The sequence below is a fragment of the Micromonospora sp. NPDC049081 genome (assembly GCF_040648835.1).
Taxonomy (GTDB): Bacteria; Actinomycetota; Actinomycetes; order Mycobacteriales; family Micromonosporaceae; genus Micromonospora; species Micromonospora antibiotica.
The window spans coordinates 55,626-69,977 of the sequence record NZ_JBEZEK010000010.1 but is presented as its reverse complement, the minus strand read 5'-3'; the positions used below and the strand labels follow the sequence as shown (position 1 = coordinate 69,977).

General features: G+C 72.7%; 12 protein-coding genes and 1 pseudogene. 4 read left to right on the top strand and 9 right to left on the bottom strand.

Translation table 11 applies throughout. The features are described 5' to 3' along the window. Positions 1–56: 56 nt before the first annotated feature. The gene (locus tag AB0B63_RS16710; protein ID WP_307799318.1) at positions 57–1,361 is read right to left on the bottom strand and encodes an AI-2E family transporter; all 1,305 of its coding nucleotides are present in this window, start codon (positions 1,359–1,361) and stop codon (positions 57–59) included. Positions 1,362–1,589: 228 nt separating this feature from the next. Between AB0B63_RS16710 and AB0B63_RS16705 the strand changes: the two genes are divergently transcribed. Both AB0B63_RS16705 and AB0B63_RS16700 read left to right on the top strand, forming a co-directional pair. After that, positions 1,590–1,937, top strand: coding sequence for a co-chaperone GroES (locus AB0B63_RS16705; RefSeq protein WP_208567861.1), 348 nt, complete (start codon positions 1,590–1,592; stop codon positions 1,935–1,937). 159 nt (positions 1,938–2,096) lie between these two features. After that, a complete protein-coding gene (locus AB0B63_RS16700) occupies positions 2,097–2,264 on the top strand; it encodes a hypothetical protein (RefSeq protein WP_208567860.1) in 168 nt (55 codons plus the stop codon). A gap of 46 nt (positions 2,265–2,310) precedes the next feature. Here AB0B63_RS16700 and AB0B63_RS16695 read toward each other — a convergent pair whose 3' ends face one another. The 5 genes and pseudogenes from AB0B63_RS16695 to AB0B63_RS16675 all read right to left on the bottom strand — a co-directional run bounded on the left by AB0B63_RS16695 (position 2,311) and on the right by AB0B63_RS16675 (position 8,983). Then, positions 2,311–3,576, bottom strand: coding sequence for a glycosyltransferase (locus tag AB0B63_RS16695; RefSeq protein WP_357019295.1), 1,266 nt, complete (start codon positions 3,574–3,576; stop codon positions 2,311–2,313). A gap of 8 nt (positions 3,577–3,584) precedes the next feature. Next, positions 3,585–4,211 carry a tetratricopeptide repeat protein gene (locus tag AB0B63_RS16690; protein ID WP_208567858.1) on the bottom strand — a complete coding sequence of 209 codons (627 nt, stop codon included), beginning with the start codon at positions 4,209–4,211 and terminating at the stop codon, positions 3,585–3,587. After that, positions 4,208–5,206 (bottom strand): hypothetical protein, encoded by a 999-nt coding sequence (locus AB0B63_RS16685; protein WP_357019292.1) that lies wholly within the window; start codon positions 5,204–5,206, stop codon positions 4,208–4,210. Before AB0B63_RS16685 ends, AB0B63_RS16690 begins: the two co-directional genes overlap by 4 nt. A 978-nt stretch (positions 5,207–6,184) precedes the next feature. After that, positions 6,185–7,664, bottom strand: a pseudogene (locus AB0B63_RS16680) (PrsW family intramembrane metalloprotease); the annotation flags it as partial. Between the two features lie 59 nt (positions 7,665–7,723). Next, positions 7,724–8,983, bottom strand: coding sequence for an FUSC family protein (locus tag AB0B63_RS16675; RefSeq protein ID WP_357019599.1), 1,260 nt, complete (start codon positions 8,981–8,983; stop codon positions 7,724–7,726). A gap of 58 nt (positions 8,984–9,041) precedes the next feature. Between AB0B63_RS16675 and AB0B63_RS16670 the strand changes: the two genes are divergently transcribed. Beyond that, positions 9,042–9,677, top strand: a complete 636-nt coding sequence (locus AB0B63_RS16670; protein WP_357019289.1) for a metal-dependent phosphohydrolase — start codon at positions 9,042–9,044, stop codon at positions 9,675–9,677. A gap of 46 nt (positions 9,678–9,723) precedes the next feature. Here AB0B63_RS16670 and AB0B63_RS16665 read toward each other — a convergent pair whose 3' ends face one another. After that, positions 9,724–10,014, bottom strand: a complete 291-nt coding sequence (locus AB0B63_RS16665) for a DUF4031 domain-containing protein (RefSeq protein WP_357019286.1) — start codon at positions 10,012–10,014, stop codon at positions 9,724–9,726. A gap of 35 nt (positions 10,015–10,049) precedes the next feature. Here AB0B63_RS16665 and AB0B63_RS16660 point away from each other — a divergent pair, with 35 nt between their 5' ends. Then, positions 10,050–11,450 (top strand): FAD-linked oxidase C-terminal domain-containing protein, encoded by a 1,401-nt coding sequence (locus tag AB0B63_RS16660; protein WP_357019283.1) that lies wholly within the window; start codon positions 10,050–10,052, stop codon positions 11,448–11,450. 38 nt (positions 11,451–11,488) lie between these two features. Here AB0B63_RS16660 and AB0B63_RS16655 read toward each other — a convergent pair whose 3' ends face one another. Beyond that, positions 11,489–11,989 (bottom strand): hypothetical protein, encoded by a 501-nt coding sequence (locus tag AB0B63_RS16655; protein ID WP_357019280.1) that lies wholly within the window; start codon positions 11,987–11,989, stop codon positions 11,489–11,491. 116 nt (positions 11,990–12,105) lie between these two features. Continuing rightward, positions 12,106–13,932, bottom strand: a complete 1,827-nt coding sequence (locus AB0B63_RS16650; RefSeq protein ID WP_357019596.1) for a glycerol-3-phosphate dehydrogenase/oxidase — start codon at positions 13,930–13,932, stop codon at positions 12,106–12,108. Between the last annotated feature and the right edge of the window lie 420 nt (positions 13,933–14,352).

Below are 14,352 nucleotides of genomic sequence, written 5' to 3'. Positions count from 1 at the left end.
ACAGCCGCCCGCCCCACAGGGGGACGGGCGGCTGTCGGGGTGTCGTCGGTCTGCGGTCAGGGGGCCTGGGCGGCGACCACCACGGCGTCGGGCGGGGTGTCCGGCACGCTGCGGGCGGCGAGCCGACGGACGGCGGTGTTGAGCACCGCGATCAGCGGCACCGCGACCAGCGCACCGGTGATGCCGGCGAGCACCACCCCGGCGGCGATCCCGATGATCACCGCGAGCGGGTGGATGGCCACCGCCCGCCCCATGATCAACGGCTGGAGCAGGTGCCCCTCGACCTGCTGCACACCGATCACCACGCCCAGGATGATCAGGGCGGTCACCGGGCCGCTGTCGACCAGCGCCACCAGCACCGCCACCACCCCGGAGAGGAACGCGCCGACGATCGGAATGAACGCCCCGAGGAACACCAGGGCGGCCAGCGGGAACGCGAACGGGACGTCGAAGACCACCAGGAAGATGCCGATGCCCACCGCGTCGATGAACGCCACCAGCACGGTGGCCCGCACGTACGCGCCGAGCGTCGCCCAGGACGCCCGACCGGCGTCGTCGACCTTCCACCGGGCGGCGACCGGCAGCAGGCGGACCAGGAACCGCCAGATCCGGTTGCCGTCACGCAGGAAGAAGAAGGTGGCGAAGAGCACCAGGACGGCACCGGTGAGCAGTTCGGCCAGGGTGGTGGCGGTGGCGAGCGCCCCGCTGGTGAACTTCTCGGTGTTGCCGTTGATCCAGCCCTGCGCCTCTTCGATGTAGCGGTTGAGCTGGCTGTCGGACAGGTGCAACGGGCCGGTCTTGAGCCAGTCCTGGATCTGCCGCACCCCCTGCGACGACTTCTCGCTCAGCTCCGGCACACCCTGGATGAACTCGTTGACCACCAGGGTCAGCGTGCCGAAGACCGCGACCAGGCCGCCGACCATCACCACCGCGGTGGCCAGCGAGCGGGGGAACCGGGCCCGCAGCAGCCAGCCCACCGCCGGGGCGAGCAGCGCGGAGAGCAGCAGCGCCACCGCCAGCGGGATGATCACGATGCTGATCGTCCCGACGATCCTCAGCAGCGCCCAGGTGACCACGCCGATCACGATCAACCGCCACGACCAGGCGGCGGCGATCCGCAGCGCGTGCGGCACGTCCGCGTCGTCGCGGCTGGAGGTGGAGTTGTGCATGGCCGCCGGAGGCTCGACCCCGACCACCGTCGCCGACGGGGCGGCCGGCGGGCCGGGCGACGCGGGGGTGGCCACTGCGGCGCCCTCGGGTACGTCGACCGGATCGGCACGCCCCGCGCGGACCGACTCCCGTCCGGACTCGTACGCGCGGCGGAGCCGGCCGCGTACCCGCTCGAAGCGGCTCAAGCGCACCTCCTGAAGAACGACGCCGGATCACCGACGGCGACGGCCCGGACAGGGTACGCCCGGATGCCCGCCACCGTAGGGCAGTTCCGCCACCCAATGCCCCGCGCGGCACCGGCTCAACCTGCCCGAACCGCACCATCTCCAGCCACCCGCGCCCGCCTCGGCCCCACCGCCCGCACCCCGTCGGCTCCACCACCAGGTGAACGCCGCCGCAGCACACGGTAGCGTCTTGGCGTGACCGTCGACCCGAACCTCGACACCGGCCTGCCGATCCGCCTGCTGCACGACCGGGTGCTGGTGAAGGTGGACGGCAGCGAGGGCGAACGCCGTTCCACCGCAGGCATCGTCATCCCGGCCACCGCCGCCGTCGGAAAGAGACTGTCCTGGGCCACCGCCGTGGGGGTCGGCCCGCACGTGCGGGCCGTGGTGGCCGGCGACCGGGTGCTCTTCGACCCTGACGACCGCTCCGAGGTCGAACTGCACGGCCGGGGGTACGTCCTGCTGCGCGAGCGGGACGTGCACGCGGTCGCCGCCGAGCGGGTGGAGAGCGAGTCCACCGGCAGCACCGGCCTCTACCTGTAGAACGGCCTCCCCGGCTCGACCGGCCTCCCGGTTCATCGCGGCCCCACCGGCCCGGCCGGCCTCCCGGTTCGTCGCGGTCTCCCCGACCCGGTCTGCTTCCCGGTTTGTCCGGCTTCCTGGCGGGAAGCCAGGCACGTCCAGGTGCCCTGGGGAGGGACGATGCCGGTTCTCGTGAAGAAGGTGCTGCTCTGGGGCAGCGTCGCCTTCCTGATCTACTTCATGGCGTTCCGCCCGGACGGGGCGGCACAGTTGTTCAAGGGGATCGGGGCGGCCCTGATGGCGATGGCCCAGGGCCTCGGCGACTTCCTCACCACCCTGATGACCTGACCGGTCCCGGCCGGGCACGACCCGATCGCCGGCGCGGGACGCGGGGTCAGATGTTCAGCAGGCCGCCGTTGCGCAGGGCGTCGTCCTTGATCGCGATGAGGTTCGCCGAGACGTACGGGATGTTGTGCGCCTGGTGCCATTCGCTGGGGAAGTACGTGACCAACCGCGACGCCTGGAATCGGCACCGGATCTCCGGCACGAAACGGGAGTAGTTGGCGTCCGTGAAATACCAGAACGAGTTCTCGTTGTAGAACGCCACGTGTGTCGGGTCCTGGTAGGCACCCCGGCCGTCGGTGCTGGGGGTCAGCGACAACAGCATCCCGTTCGGGGCGAGCAGCCGGTACAGCTCGTTGAAGAGCGCGATCTTGTCCGGGATGTGCTCCAGGAAGTCCACGGCCCGAATGACCCCGACGCTCCCGTCCGGCAGGTCGACCCCCTTCGTCACGTCGCCGACCAGGTCGACGCCCGGCCCGTCGCGACAGTCCAGGCCGAGATAACCCTCCGGCTTGTTGTGGGCCGCACCCAGGTCGAGTGCCAGAAGTCCTTGTCGCCGCGACCAGGCCAACGCGTTGTGTTGGACGTTCCGGTCGTAGATCTCGACCGTGCGCTGCTGGATGCGGGCATTGAACTCCGGCATGCGCTGCGTGTTCTTGGCGTGCATGCGCTGCAGGTAGAGACACTTCTGGATGTGGTGGAACTCGCTGACCTGGTAGATCCGAGCCATCAGGTCGGCGTCGTCCGCGACGTCGAGCGACTCGTCGTATCCGCCGACCTTCTCGTAGATGTCCCGACGGAAGGCCCGCACGTGGTTCGGCGCGTACCAGATGTAGCTCACGTTGTGCGGCGTCGGCGGCAACGCCCGGCAGACCAGCACCTCGCGGCCGTCCACCTTCTCGTCGTAGTGCCGCCAGCCGAACGAACTCGCGAAGCGGTCCTCACAGCGACCACCGTCCTCCTGGATCTGGGCGGTGTCGCTGTAGACGAACCCCACCTCCGGGTGGGAATCGAAGGCATCGACGATCTCCTGCAGGCAGTCGCTGCTGAGCAGATCGTCGTCGTCGAGTTCGACCAGGATGTCCCCGACGGCCTCGGCGCAGGCGAACCCCTTCACGGCACCCACACCGTTGAGGTCGTCCTGGACGATGAGCCGGATGCGATCGTCGTGAGTCTCGGGCCGCCACCGGGACCCCTGGTTGAGAACGACGACCCACTCCCAGTCGGTGAAGGTCTGCGCCACCAGCGAACGGAAGCACTCGTCGATGAACCGGGTACGGTTGCTCCCGGTGAAGACCGTGACGCGCGGTGTGTGCATCGGGCCGGTCACCTGCCCGCCGGGGCGGAGGACCGGGCGGTCGAAGTCGGGCGGTACTTCGCCGGCACCGCAGAGGTGAGCTCCTTGTCCAACCGGATGGCCGCCTTGAAGGCGTCCCGCGCCGCTGCCTCGTCACCGGACTTGGACAGCAGCATGCCCAGGCGGAGATAGGCGGTCGACGACGTCGTGTCGATCGACACGACCTTGCGGTAGATCTCCATCGACGTCGCCGGCTCCTTGCCCTCCAGGGCGATAGCCTTGTTGTAGAGGGCCGGCTTGTAGTCCGCGTCAGCCGCCAACGCCTTGTCGTAGTTGCTGATCGCCTCGTCCGCCTGGTTGCGCGACTGGGCGATGAAGCCCAGGTTGAACCAGGCGAACTTGTTGTCGGCCTCGGCGGCCACCACCTTCTCGAAGCTGGCCTTCGCCGCGTCGTAGTCTCCGGCCTGGCCCTGCTCGACACCGAGCTTCAGCAGGTCCGCCGGGGTGGTGCCGGCACGGGAACCATCCTTCGCACTGTCACTGCCACCGGAGCTGCTGGGCTGCGGCTTGTCGGCCGGTTTGGCACTACATGCCGGTACGCCGGCAAGCAGGACCGCACCACAGGCGAGTGAACCCAGAATCTGACGCGTGCTCATTTTTCCTCCTTGACGGTTCCGGGGCGGTCCGACGTACGGTTCGGTCGGCTGGTACGGCTACCTTTGGCCGTCGCCCGATCCGACTTGCCGACCGCAGGGGCGGCCAACGCCACCGGTGTGCTGGGCGAGATGCAGGACACCCAGATGTCGGCACCCCCGCCGGTGAAGGTGAACTGGTAGCCACTGATCGACAGCGGCTGGATCAGCACCGGATTCACGCCCGCGCCCGAGAGCTGGTAACCGGTGCCGACAGCGATGTCTCCGGGTACGCACCCGAAGTCGACCGGGGTGTCCGCGATCACGGTCAACGGGCCCTGGACGTAGGCCGCCTGGATCCCGTTGCCCGCTACGCCCTGGGCACCCTGCGCCCCCGCGTCGCCCTGCGGCCCTTGTACGCCCTGCAGGCCCGCCGCACCCTGGGGTCCCTGGGCACCCGTGTCACCCTGAGGCCCCTGAGCGCCTTGGGCACCCTGGAGGCCCTGCGGGCCGATGTCGCCCTGCGCACCCTGGAAACCCTGCACACCCTGGGCACCCGTCTCACCGGCGACGCCCTGGGCTCCCTGCGCGCCGGCCGCACCGGTCGCACCCTGCGTGCCCTGAGGTCCCTGGGCGCCCGTGTCACCCTGAGGCCCCTGCACACCCTGGGCACCCGTCTCGCCGGGTTGACCCTGCGCGCCCTGAGGACCTGTGTCACCCTGCGCGCCCTGAGGACCGGCAGCACCGGCATCACCCTGCGCGCCCTGGAAACCCTGCGCACCCTGAGCGCCCACCGCCCCCGGCGCACCCTGCGCACCCTGCGCGCCGGTCTCGCCCGGAGACCCCTGAGCGCCCGTCACACCCTGCGGCCCTTGAGCACCCTGCGCGCCCTGAGCACCGGTCTCACCGGAAGAGCCCTGAGCGCCCTGGAAACCCTGCGCGCCCGTCTCACCTTGCACGCCCTGAGCACCGGCATCACCCTGCGCGCCCTGGAAACCCTGCGCGCCCTGAGCGCCCACCGCCCCCTGCGCACCCTGGGTACCGGTCTCACCCTGAGGCCCCTGCGCACCCTGCGCGCCGGTCTCACCGGGAGACCCCTGAGCACCCTGAGCACCGGTCTGACCGGTAGCGCCCTGAGCACCTTGGAAGCCCTGCGTACCTTGAGGCCCCTGCGCACCGGTATCACCCTGAACGCCTTGCGCCCCCTGCACACCGGTATCACCCTGAGGCCCCTGAGCACCGGTTTCGCCCTGCGCGCCCGGAGACCCCTGCGCGCCCTGGAACCCCTGAGCACCCGCGACACCCTGCGGCCCTTGAGTACCTTGAGTACCTTGCGGGCCCTGACTCCCCGGGGCACCGCTCTCGCCCTGGGCCCCTTGCGGGCCGCGAGCACCGCTCTCACCCTGGGCCCCTTGAGCACCTTGCGGGCCCTGGGGACCCTTGATGCCATGCGGGTATCCCTTGTCCCCGTCGTGCCCACCCCACGGACCCTGCCAGCCCTGCGGACCGCAGTCCGGTGTCTCGTCGGGGTAGCTTTCCCACGAGTCGTCGGGTCCGCCAACGTCCAGGCGGACAGCCGACCACGACGACGGCCACCCGCCGTGCTGGCCCAGCGGCCCGGGGGTGCCGGTGCGCACGCCCTGGGTGGAGGAGGCGGTTTCCATCGGTTGCGCTGCGGCGGCGGGTCCCCCCGTCATCCCGACCACCATCAGGGCAGAACTCAGCCCTGAAGCGGCGCGAGCACCCTTCAGTCCTCGCCGCAGCCGTCGGCTGTTACCCATGAACCCCTCCAGAGAGCCGCCCGAATACCTAAAATCACCTTTCGGTGACCTAAAGTCACCTATGGGCGATTCGTAGCGTATTCGACTGGTTCACCCGTGAGGTGGGTTTCAGCCACAATCGGAGGACATCCACGCAGCCGGCCCTCGCGCCCAGACCCGCCTCCGGGCCTCAACGCCGACGGGCGCCAGCTGCCGGTCGCGGGCGGCGTTCGGCGGTCAGTACCGGCCGGGCGGCCACGGGGCGGCCGGACGGGGGCCGTACCAGCCGGGCGGGCCGTAGCCCGCCGGGTAGGCCGGGGGCGGCGGTGGGGTCAGCACCACCGGAATCGGCACCACCGGCGAGTCCGGGGCGTCGACCGTCCGCTGGCTGCCGTCCGGGAACCGCAGGTGGTAACGCTGACCGTCCCAGACCCCCACCGGCGTCTGCGGGTCCCGGCCGACGAAAAACGACCGGTACGCAGCGATCGTCTCCAGCAACTGCCGTTCCTCCCGCAGGGTGCGCTCCCGCTCCGCCGGCTTACGGTCCAGCCCGCGCCGCATCCCGTCGCGCAACAACGCCAACCGGGTCGCGGCGAACTGGTAACCGCGCATCGCCCGCAACCCGGCGTCCCCACCCACCCGCCGGGCCCAGGTCCGGGCGGCGTGCCGGCGGGCCAGGCTGCCCAGGGCGGCCACCTCGGGCGGGCTCAACCAACCGGCCCGCACGTAGTCCGGCAGGGTCCGCTCGGTGAGCCGCCCCTCCCAGGCCCGCAACCAGACCGCGAAACCGACCATGCCGAAGAAGATCGGCACCATCACCGCGACCATGCCGTAGAAGAAGATCACCGCCTGGCCGGTGGCCTGCACGAGCGTCGGGATGAGGTTCCAGGTGCCGTGCAGCATCATCGCCAGCAGCAGGCCGGCGATCGGGGCGAGCACCCGGATCCGCCGGTCGGCGGTACGGGCGGCGATGCCCAGCCCCACCCCGGTCATCGAGGTGAACAGCGGGTGGGCGAAGCCGAAGAAGAGGATCCGGGAGATGAAGATGACGATGACGTTGCGGACGCCGGTGGCCGGCCCCCACTGGTCGACGCCCGAGGCGTAGCCGAGGCCGCCCAGGTAGAGGATGTTCTCCACCATGGCGAACCCGACGGCGGAGAGCCCGCAGTAGACCAGACCGTCGGTGATCCCGGACCACTCCCGGCGACGGAAGATCAACAGCAGGATCGGGCCGAGCGCCTTGGTCAGCTCCTCGATGAACGGGGCCACCAGCACCCCGGTCAGCGACGACGACACCCCCCACTCCTTGAACAGGGCGGCGAAGCTGTTGTTGACGGTCAGCGAGGCGGCGGTGGAGACGAACGCGCCCCAGGCGAAGCAGAAGATCAGGTACTTCAGCGGCTCGGGTTCGTACCGGTCGAGCCAGAGGAAGCAGGCCACCAGGACCGGCACCGGCAGGATCGCCGCCGTCACCCCGACCAGCAGCGCGTCCAGGCCCAGGTTGGAGCCGAGCGTGTAGAGCATGTAGACCGCGCAGGCCGCGATCAACAGCACCACCCCGGCCAGCGCCAGGACCCGCCGCCAGCCGAGGCGGCGCAGCGGCATCCGGGGCGCGGCGGCGTCCGGCGACGGTACGGCGGGCGCGGGCAGCGGGGGCCCGCCGGGCGGGGTGTCGGCCATGCGGATCAGCGTAGTCATCCCCGGCCCGTTCGGCCGGGCTCTCCCGGTGCGCGGTGGGCCGGCCCGGCCGGCGGGTCGGCCCGGTCCGGGGCCGGGTCAGCCCAGCGGCGGCGCGGCCGGGGGTTTCGGCGCGGCGTGCTGTTCGGCCGGGCTACCGCCCGGTTTCTCCTTGTCGCCGAACGCCTGCCGGATCAGCCGGTTGGCGTCCTCCTGCTCGATCCCCGAGGCGACCAGCAGGTCACTGGCGGTGGTCCGCACCTGGGCGATCACCACGCTGCCGGAGAACCCGACCCCCTGGTCGTACGCCCGGCCGGCCTCGCTGACCGCGCGCAGCGACCGCTCCCGGGCCCGCTCCGGCTCGTCTCCGACGGCGAACTCGTGCCGCAGCAGGCGGACCGCCTCGGCCAGGTGGGCGACCGCGTCCGGCATCGGCTCCGGCACCGGCTCGTCGTCCTCGATCATGGTGACCGACCGGCGGATCAGGGTGCCGCTGTTGCGCATCGCCCGGTCGATCGGGTCGGCCGCCTCGGCGTAGTGGGTCAGTTCGCTGCGCCGGTGCCAGCGGGCCGGGGAGAGCGTGCTGGTCTCCTTGGCTCCTTCGATCGCTTCGGTGAAGGTGGCCAGTTCCTCCTTGTTCTCCCGGAGCCGGTCCAGCGCCCGCTGGGCGGCGCCCCGGTCCCGGTCGCGGAGCGCCTGGGCGCAGGCGTCGAGCTGGCCGGCGAGCAGGTCCAGCGCCGGCCGGGCCGCCCGGTTGATCACCCGGAGCGGGTTGAGCGGCAGCAGGATCGCGGTGACCAGCAGGGCGATGCCGCCGCCGACGAACGCGTCGACGAACCGGGGCAGTTCCAGATCCTCGGTGGACGGGCTCAGCGTGACGATCAGCACGGCCGTCGCGGCGGCCTGGATCACCACCGCGACACTGGCCCCGAAGAAGGTGGTGAGCACGATGGCCGCGGTCACCACCAACCCGAGCTGCCAGCCCCCGGTGCCGAGGAAATAGATCAGCACGTCGCCGAGGAACACCCCGACCGCCACCCCGACGATCAGCTCCACGGTCCGGCGCAGCCGCTGGCCCACCGAGGCGGCCAGGGTGCCGACCGCCGAGATCGGCGCGAACACCGGTTGCGGGTTGCCCAGCAGGTGGTGCGACACGATCCAGGCCAGCGCGGCGGCCAGGCCCGCCTGCACGGCCAGGCCCAGGGCCAGGTGCACCTGGTGCAGCCGGTCGTGCAGGGTGGCCCGGCCCCGGGTGCGCAGGTAGGCCATGGCACCGGCGATCCGCGCGGTGTCGACGTCGTTCCCGGCGTCACGCAGCCCGGCCCGACGCAGCAGCGACGGTTGTCGGTCCCGGGCCAGCGCCATGGCGGGGACTACCCACGTCACACCGGTTCATCCCTGCGGCACAATCGTCCGGGTGACCGGACTGATCGACAGGTGGGTGGCGGCGGCGCTCGCCTGCGGGGCCGCCGACGGGCCGGCGCTGACCGCCGCCGGGGTCGACCTGCTGGCCCGCTGGCGGGAACCGCACCGGCGCTACCACACGGAGCGCCACCTGCGGGCGGTGCTGGACGTGGTCGACCGGCACGCCGACCTCGCCGCCCGGCCGGAGCGGGTCGCGCTCGCCGCCTGGACGCACGACGCCGTCTACGACCCACGCGCCGCCGGGGACACCAACGAGCAGGCCAGTGCCGCGCTGGCCGGCACCCTGCTCACCGGGCTGGGGGTGCCGGCCGGCACGGTGGCCGAGGTCCGCCGGCTGGTGCTGCTCACCGCCGGGCACCGGGTCACCCCGGGCGACCGCGACGGCGCGCTGCTCTGCGACGCCGACCTGGCGATCCTGGCCACACCCCCCGAGGTGTACGACGGGTACGCCGCCGCGATCCGCGCCGAGTACGCGCATGTGCCCGAGGCGGACTTCCGTACCGGCCGGGCGCGGGTCCTCGACGGGTTGCTCGCCCTGCCCGCCCTGTTCCGGCTGCCCCCGCTGGCCGCCCGGTGGGAGGAACCGGCCCGTGCCAACCTCCACCGCGAGCTGGCGTCCCTGCGCTGACTAACCGTCCGGCGTCACCGGCACCCCAGGTGCGGGCCGGCCGGCGTCAGCGGGCGAGGTCCCCGGGCAGGCCGGGGCGGTTGAGGTGTTTGGGGCGGCGCAGGCCGGCGGCGTACAGCAGGCGGACGATCTCCCGGCTGGGCACCACCCGGGCGCCGAGCCACACCGCCACGGCGAACCGGTCGGCGGGGATGTCGTAGTGGTCCCGGTCGAACCCGCGCCGGGGCACCCCCAGCGTCTCGGCGAACACGTGCAGCTCGGCCGGGGAGACGTCGCTGATCAGGTGCGACCAGAGCCGACCGCGCCACGGCCAGGCGGGCCGGTCCAGGTAGAGCATGGCGGCCAATCTAGCCGCCGGTTAGCCTCGGCCGCATGGCTGGCTCCCCCCTCCTCGACGACCTGCGGGCGGCCCTCGGCGACGAGGCCGTCCTCACCGACCCGGACCTGCTGCGGCTGCACCGGCGCGACGAGGCGGACCTCTGCGCCGCCGGCACGCCGCTGGTGGTCGTCCGCCCCCGGGACACCGCACAGGTGGTGGCGGTGGTCCGGGCGGCGGCCCGGCACGGCGTACCCGTGGTGCCGCAGGGGGCGCGGACCGGGCTGGCCGGCGCGGCGAACGCGGTGGACGGCGCGGTGGTGGTGAGCACCGTCGCGATGACCGCGATCCGGGAGATCGACCCGGTGGCCCGCATCGCCGTGGTGCAGCCGGGCGTGGTGAACGCCACACTGGCCCGCGCCGTCCGGGAACAGGGCCTGTACTACCCGCCCGACCCGGGTTCCTGGGAGTCCTCCACGATCGGCGGCAACGTCTCCACCAACGCCGGCGGGATGTGCTGCGTCAAGTACGGGGTGACCACCGAGTACGTCCTCGGCCTGGAGGTGGTGCTCGCCTCCGGTGAGGTGCTGCGCACCGGCCGGCGTACCGCCAAGGGGGTTGCCGGGTACGACCTGACCCGGCTCTTCGTCGGCGCGGAGGGCACCCTCGGGGTGATCACCGAGGTCACCGTGTCGCTGCGGCCGGTGCCCGAGGAGTCACTGACCATGGTGGCGGTCTTCGGCTCGACCGCCGGGGCGGGTACGGCGGTGGCCGGGATCGCCGCGCGGGGGCTCACCCCGAGCCTGCTGGAGCTGCTCGACCGGACGCACCTGCGGGCGATCGAGGCGTACCGGCCGATGGGGTTGCGGACCGACGCCGAGGCGCTGCTGCTCGCGGCCGCCGACACCGGCCCCCGGGCGGCGGACGACCTGGCCCGGATCGCCGAGGTCTGCACGGCGGCCGGCGCCGCGGAGGTGTATGCGGCCACCGACGCGGTGGAGGCGGCGGCGCTGCTGCAGGCCCGGCGGCTGGCCCACCCGGCGATGGAGAAGTTCGCCGCCGACACCTACCCGGACGGCAACGGCGGCCTGATCATCGACGACGTGGCGGTGCCCCGGGGGGCGCTCGCCACCCTGCTGGACGGGGTGGCCCGGATCGCCGCCGAGTGCGGGGTGCCGATCGGGGTGGTCGGCCACGCCGGGGACGGCAACCTGCACCCGAACATCGTGGTGGACCGGGCCGACCCGGCGAGCCTGGAACGGGGCCGGCGGGCCTTCGACGAGATCATCCGGCTCGGCCTGGAGTTGGGCGGCACCTGCACCGGTGAGCACGGCGTCGGGCTGCTCAAGCGGGACTGGCTGGCCCGGGAGATCGGCCCGGTCGGCGTCCGGGTGCACCAGGCGATCAAGGCGGCGCTCGACCCGGCCGGGCTGTTCAACCCGGGCAAGGTGCTCTGAGCCGACCCGCCGGACCGGGCGCGGCGGGCCCGGATCGTTCAGCGGGTGGGTTCGGCGGGGGTGGCCTGGGTGAGTAGGAGCAGGATCTCCCCGGCCACCGCCGGTCGTTCCTCGCCCGGGCAGTCCTGCGAGGTGACCAGGCCGGTCGTGGTGAGCAGGCTGGAGGTCAGCGCGTCGATGCAACTCGCCCGGTATCTGCGCGCCTGGTCGGTCTCCTGGGCCAGCCGCGGGTCGGCGAGCAGCTTGTGCAACCGCTGCACCTGCTCGGCGTCGAGGGAGCCGGTCGAGGTGACCCCGTCGCCCGCACAGTCGTCACATTCCCACCGGCCGTCCGGCTCGACGGTCAAGGACCGCAGTGGACCGTCGTCGCCGAGTTTCTGCACCAGGCTGACCCGGTTGGCGGTCACCCCCGGGGATGTCGTCCCGCCCCGGCCCTCCGCTGTGGAACCGCCGTCCCGGTCGACCATCGTGCAGCCGGCCAGGGTGACCGTCAGGGCGGCGGGGACGAGGAACGCACGTGACCACTGAGGGGGAACCACGCGCCGGAACCTATCCCACCCGGGTGCCGTCCGGAACCGGCCGACCGGCCCGCCGCCAGCCGGTGGGACCACCCACCGCCGTCCCGGCATCGACGGGTGCCGCCGCCCGGGACCGGTCAGCGGGTGGACGTCGGGAGTCCGACGTGGCCGTCCTCGACGCCGTCGACGCCCCGGTCGGCGGCGAAACCCCGGACGTCGGGCGCACCCAACCGGGCCGCGTCGGCGGTCGCGTCGTCCGGCATGAGCTGGGACTCCCGCTCCGCCTCGACCCGGGCCCGGTAGTGCGCGATCTCCCGGTCCCGGGTGGCCGCGTCCCAGCCGAGCACCGCCCCCATCAACTCCGCCGTGTGCCCGGCCGAGTCGAGCCCGCGGTGGGTCGTCTCGAAGGAGATCCGGGTACGCCGGGTCAGCACGTCCTCCAGGTGCAACGCCCCCTCGGAGCGGGTGGCGTAGGTCACCTCGGCGGCCAGGTACTCGGGGGCACCGGCCAGTGGTGAGGCGAGCAGCGGGTCGGCGGCGATCAGCGCCAGCAGTTCCAGGGTGAGCGTGCCGTACCGCTCCAGCAGGTGCTCGACCACACCGACGGGGACCCCGTGCCGGCGGGCCAGGTCGGCCCGGTCCCGCCACATCGAGGCGTACCCGTCGGCGCCGAGCAGTGGCAGGTCGGCGGTGCGCGAGGGTCGTACGCCGCCGAGCCGGTGGGCGGCCCGGTCGACCACGTCGGTGGCCATCACCCGGTACGTCGTGTACTTGCCGCCGGCGACCAGCAGCAGCCCGAGCATCGGCTCGAAGACCGCGTGTTCCCGGGAGAGCTTGGAGGTGGAGTCGGCCTCGCCGGCCAGCAGTGGGCGCAGCCCGGCGTAGACGCCCTCGATGTCCGCACTCGACAGCGGCCGGTCCAGCACCAGGTTGACCTGGTCGAGCAGGTACTGGATGTCGCGGGCGGAGGCGGCCGGGTGGGAGCGGTCCAGCCGCCAGTCGGTGTCGGTGGTGCCGATGATCCAGTGCCCGCCCCAGGGGATGACGAAGAGCACACTGGTCGCGGTCCGCACGATCAGCCCGGTCTCGCCGGTGATCGCCGAGCGGGGCACCACCAGGTGTACCCCCTTGGACGCCCGGACCCGGATGCCGGGGCGCAGCCCGACGTCGTTGAGCATCCGGGACATGTCGTCGCTCCACACGCCGGTGGCGGCGATGACGGTGCGGGCGCGTACCTCGAACTCGGCGTCGGGGGAGCCGGGGGGTGCCTCCAGGTCGCGGACCCGGACCCCGGTGACCTCCCGGGCCTGCCGCACCAGCCCGACGGCGCGGGCGCTGGTCACCACGGTCGCGCCGAGGCTGGCGGCGGTGCGGGCCAGGGTCACCACCAGCCGGGCGTCGTCGACCTGGCCGTCGTAGTAGCGGATGGCCCCGGCCAGCGCGTCGGCCCGCAGGCTGGGGAAGACCCGGCGGGCACCCTCCCGGGTCAGGTGCCGGTGCAGCGGCATCCCCCGGCCGGTGCCGAAGAGGCCGGCGAAGGCGTCGTAGGCGGCCACCCCGGCCCCGTAGTAGGAGCGGCGGAACAGCCGGGCCGGCAGGTCGCGCAGCCCCCGGCCGGCGGGGAGCGGGATGAGGAACGGGACCGGTCGGACCAGGTGCGGGGCGAGTCGGGTGGCGAGCAGCCCCCGCTCGGTCAGCGCCTCGTGGACCAGGTGGAACTCCAACTGTTCCAGGTAGCGCAGGCCGCCGTGGATCAGCTTGCTGGACCGGCTGGAGGTGCCGGCGGCGAAGTCGCGGGCCTCGACCAGGGCGACCTTGAGCCCCCGGGAGGCGGCGTCCAACGCGGCACCGGCACCGGTCGCCCCGCCGCCGATGACCAGCACGTCGAACCGCTCGGACCGCAGCCGGCGCAGGTCGGCGGCACGGCGCTCGGGCGAGAGTTGACCAGCGGCGGATCGGGTCACATTGGGGTCACGCACCCGTCCACCGTAACCCGCCGGGTCCCACCCGCAGCAGGCCTGGAGCCCGCCGAGATCCGCACCGCCGATCCGGTAACGCTGAGCAAGCCTCCTCCGGATCGGCTCGATGACTCTCCGTCACCAGCTTCTCGCCGACCCCTCCGCCCCTCACACCGCCTCCACATCGCCGTGACCAGCCCGATCGCCGCATCCCCCGCCCACCCCCGCATCCCTCCCTCCGATCCTTTGCTCTGCTGCTCTCCACGCGACGCGCACGTTCCGTGACCGGTGCGTCCAGGGCAGCAGAGCAAAGGATCCGAAGGTGGTGGTCCACACCCCCCGCCTTCCGTCACTTTCCGTGACCACGGGACGGTACCGGCGACCGGGGAGCAGCGACGGAACGCGGGGGGGTGGACGCAGCGGCGG

What these genes read in the sequence shown, in the direction of transcription:
- AB0B63_RS16695 (WP_357019295.1), bottom strand. Translation starts at nt 3,576, where the DNA reads ATGCACACACCGCGCGTCACGGTCTTCACCGGGAGCAACCGTACCCGG.
- AB0B63_RS16690 (WP_208567858.1), bottom strand. Translation starts at nt 4,211, where the DNA reads ATGAGCACGCGTCAGATTCTGGGTTCACTCGCCTGTGGTGCGGTCCTG.
- AB0B63_RS16700 (WP_208567860.1), top strand. Translation starts at nt 2,097, where the DNA reads ATGCCGGTTCTCGTGAAGAAGGTGCTGCTCTGGGGCAGCGTCGCCTTC.
- AB0B63_RS16665 (WP_357019286.1), bottom strand. Translation starts at nt 10,014, where the DNA reads ATGCTCTACCTGGACCGGCCCGCCTGGCCGTGGCGCGGTCGGCTCTGG.
- AB0B63_RS16660 (WP_357019283.1), top strand. Translation starts at nt 10,050, where the DNA reads ATGGCTGGCTCCCCCCTCCTCGACGACCTGCGGGCGGCCCTCGGCGAC.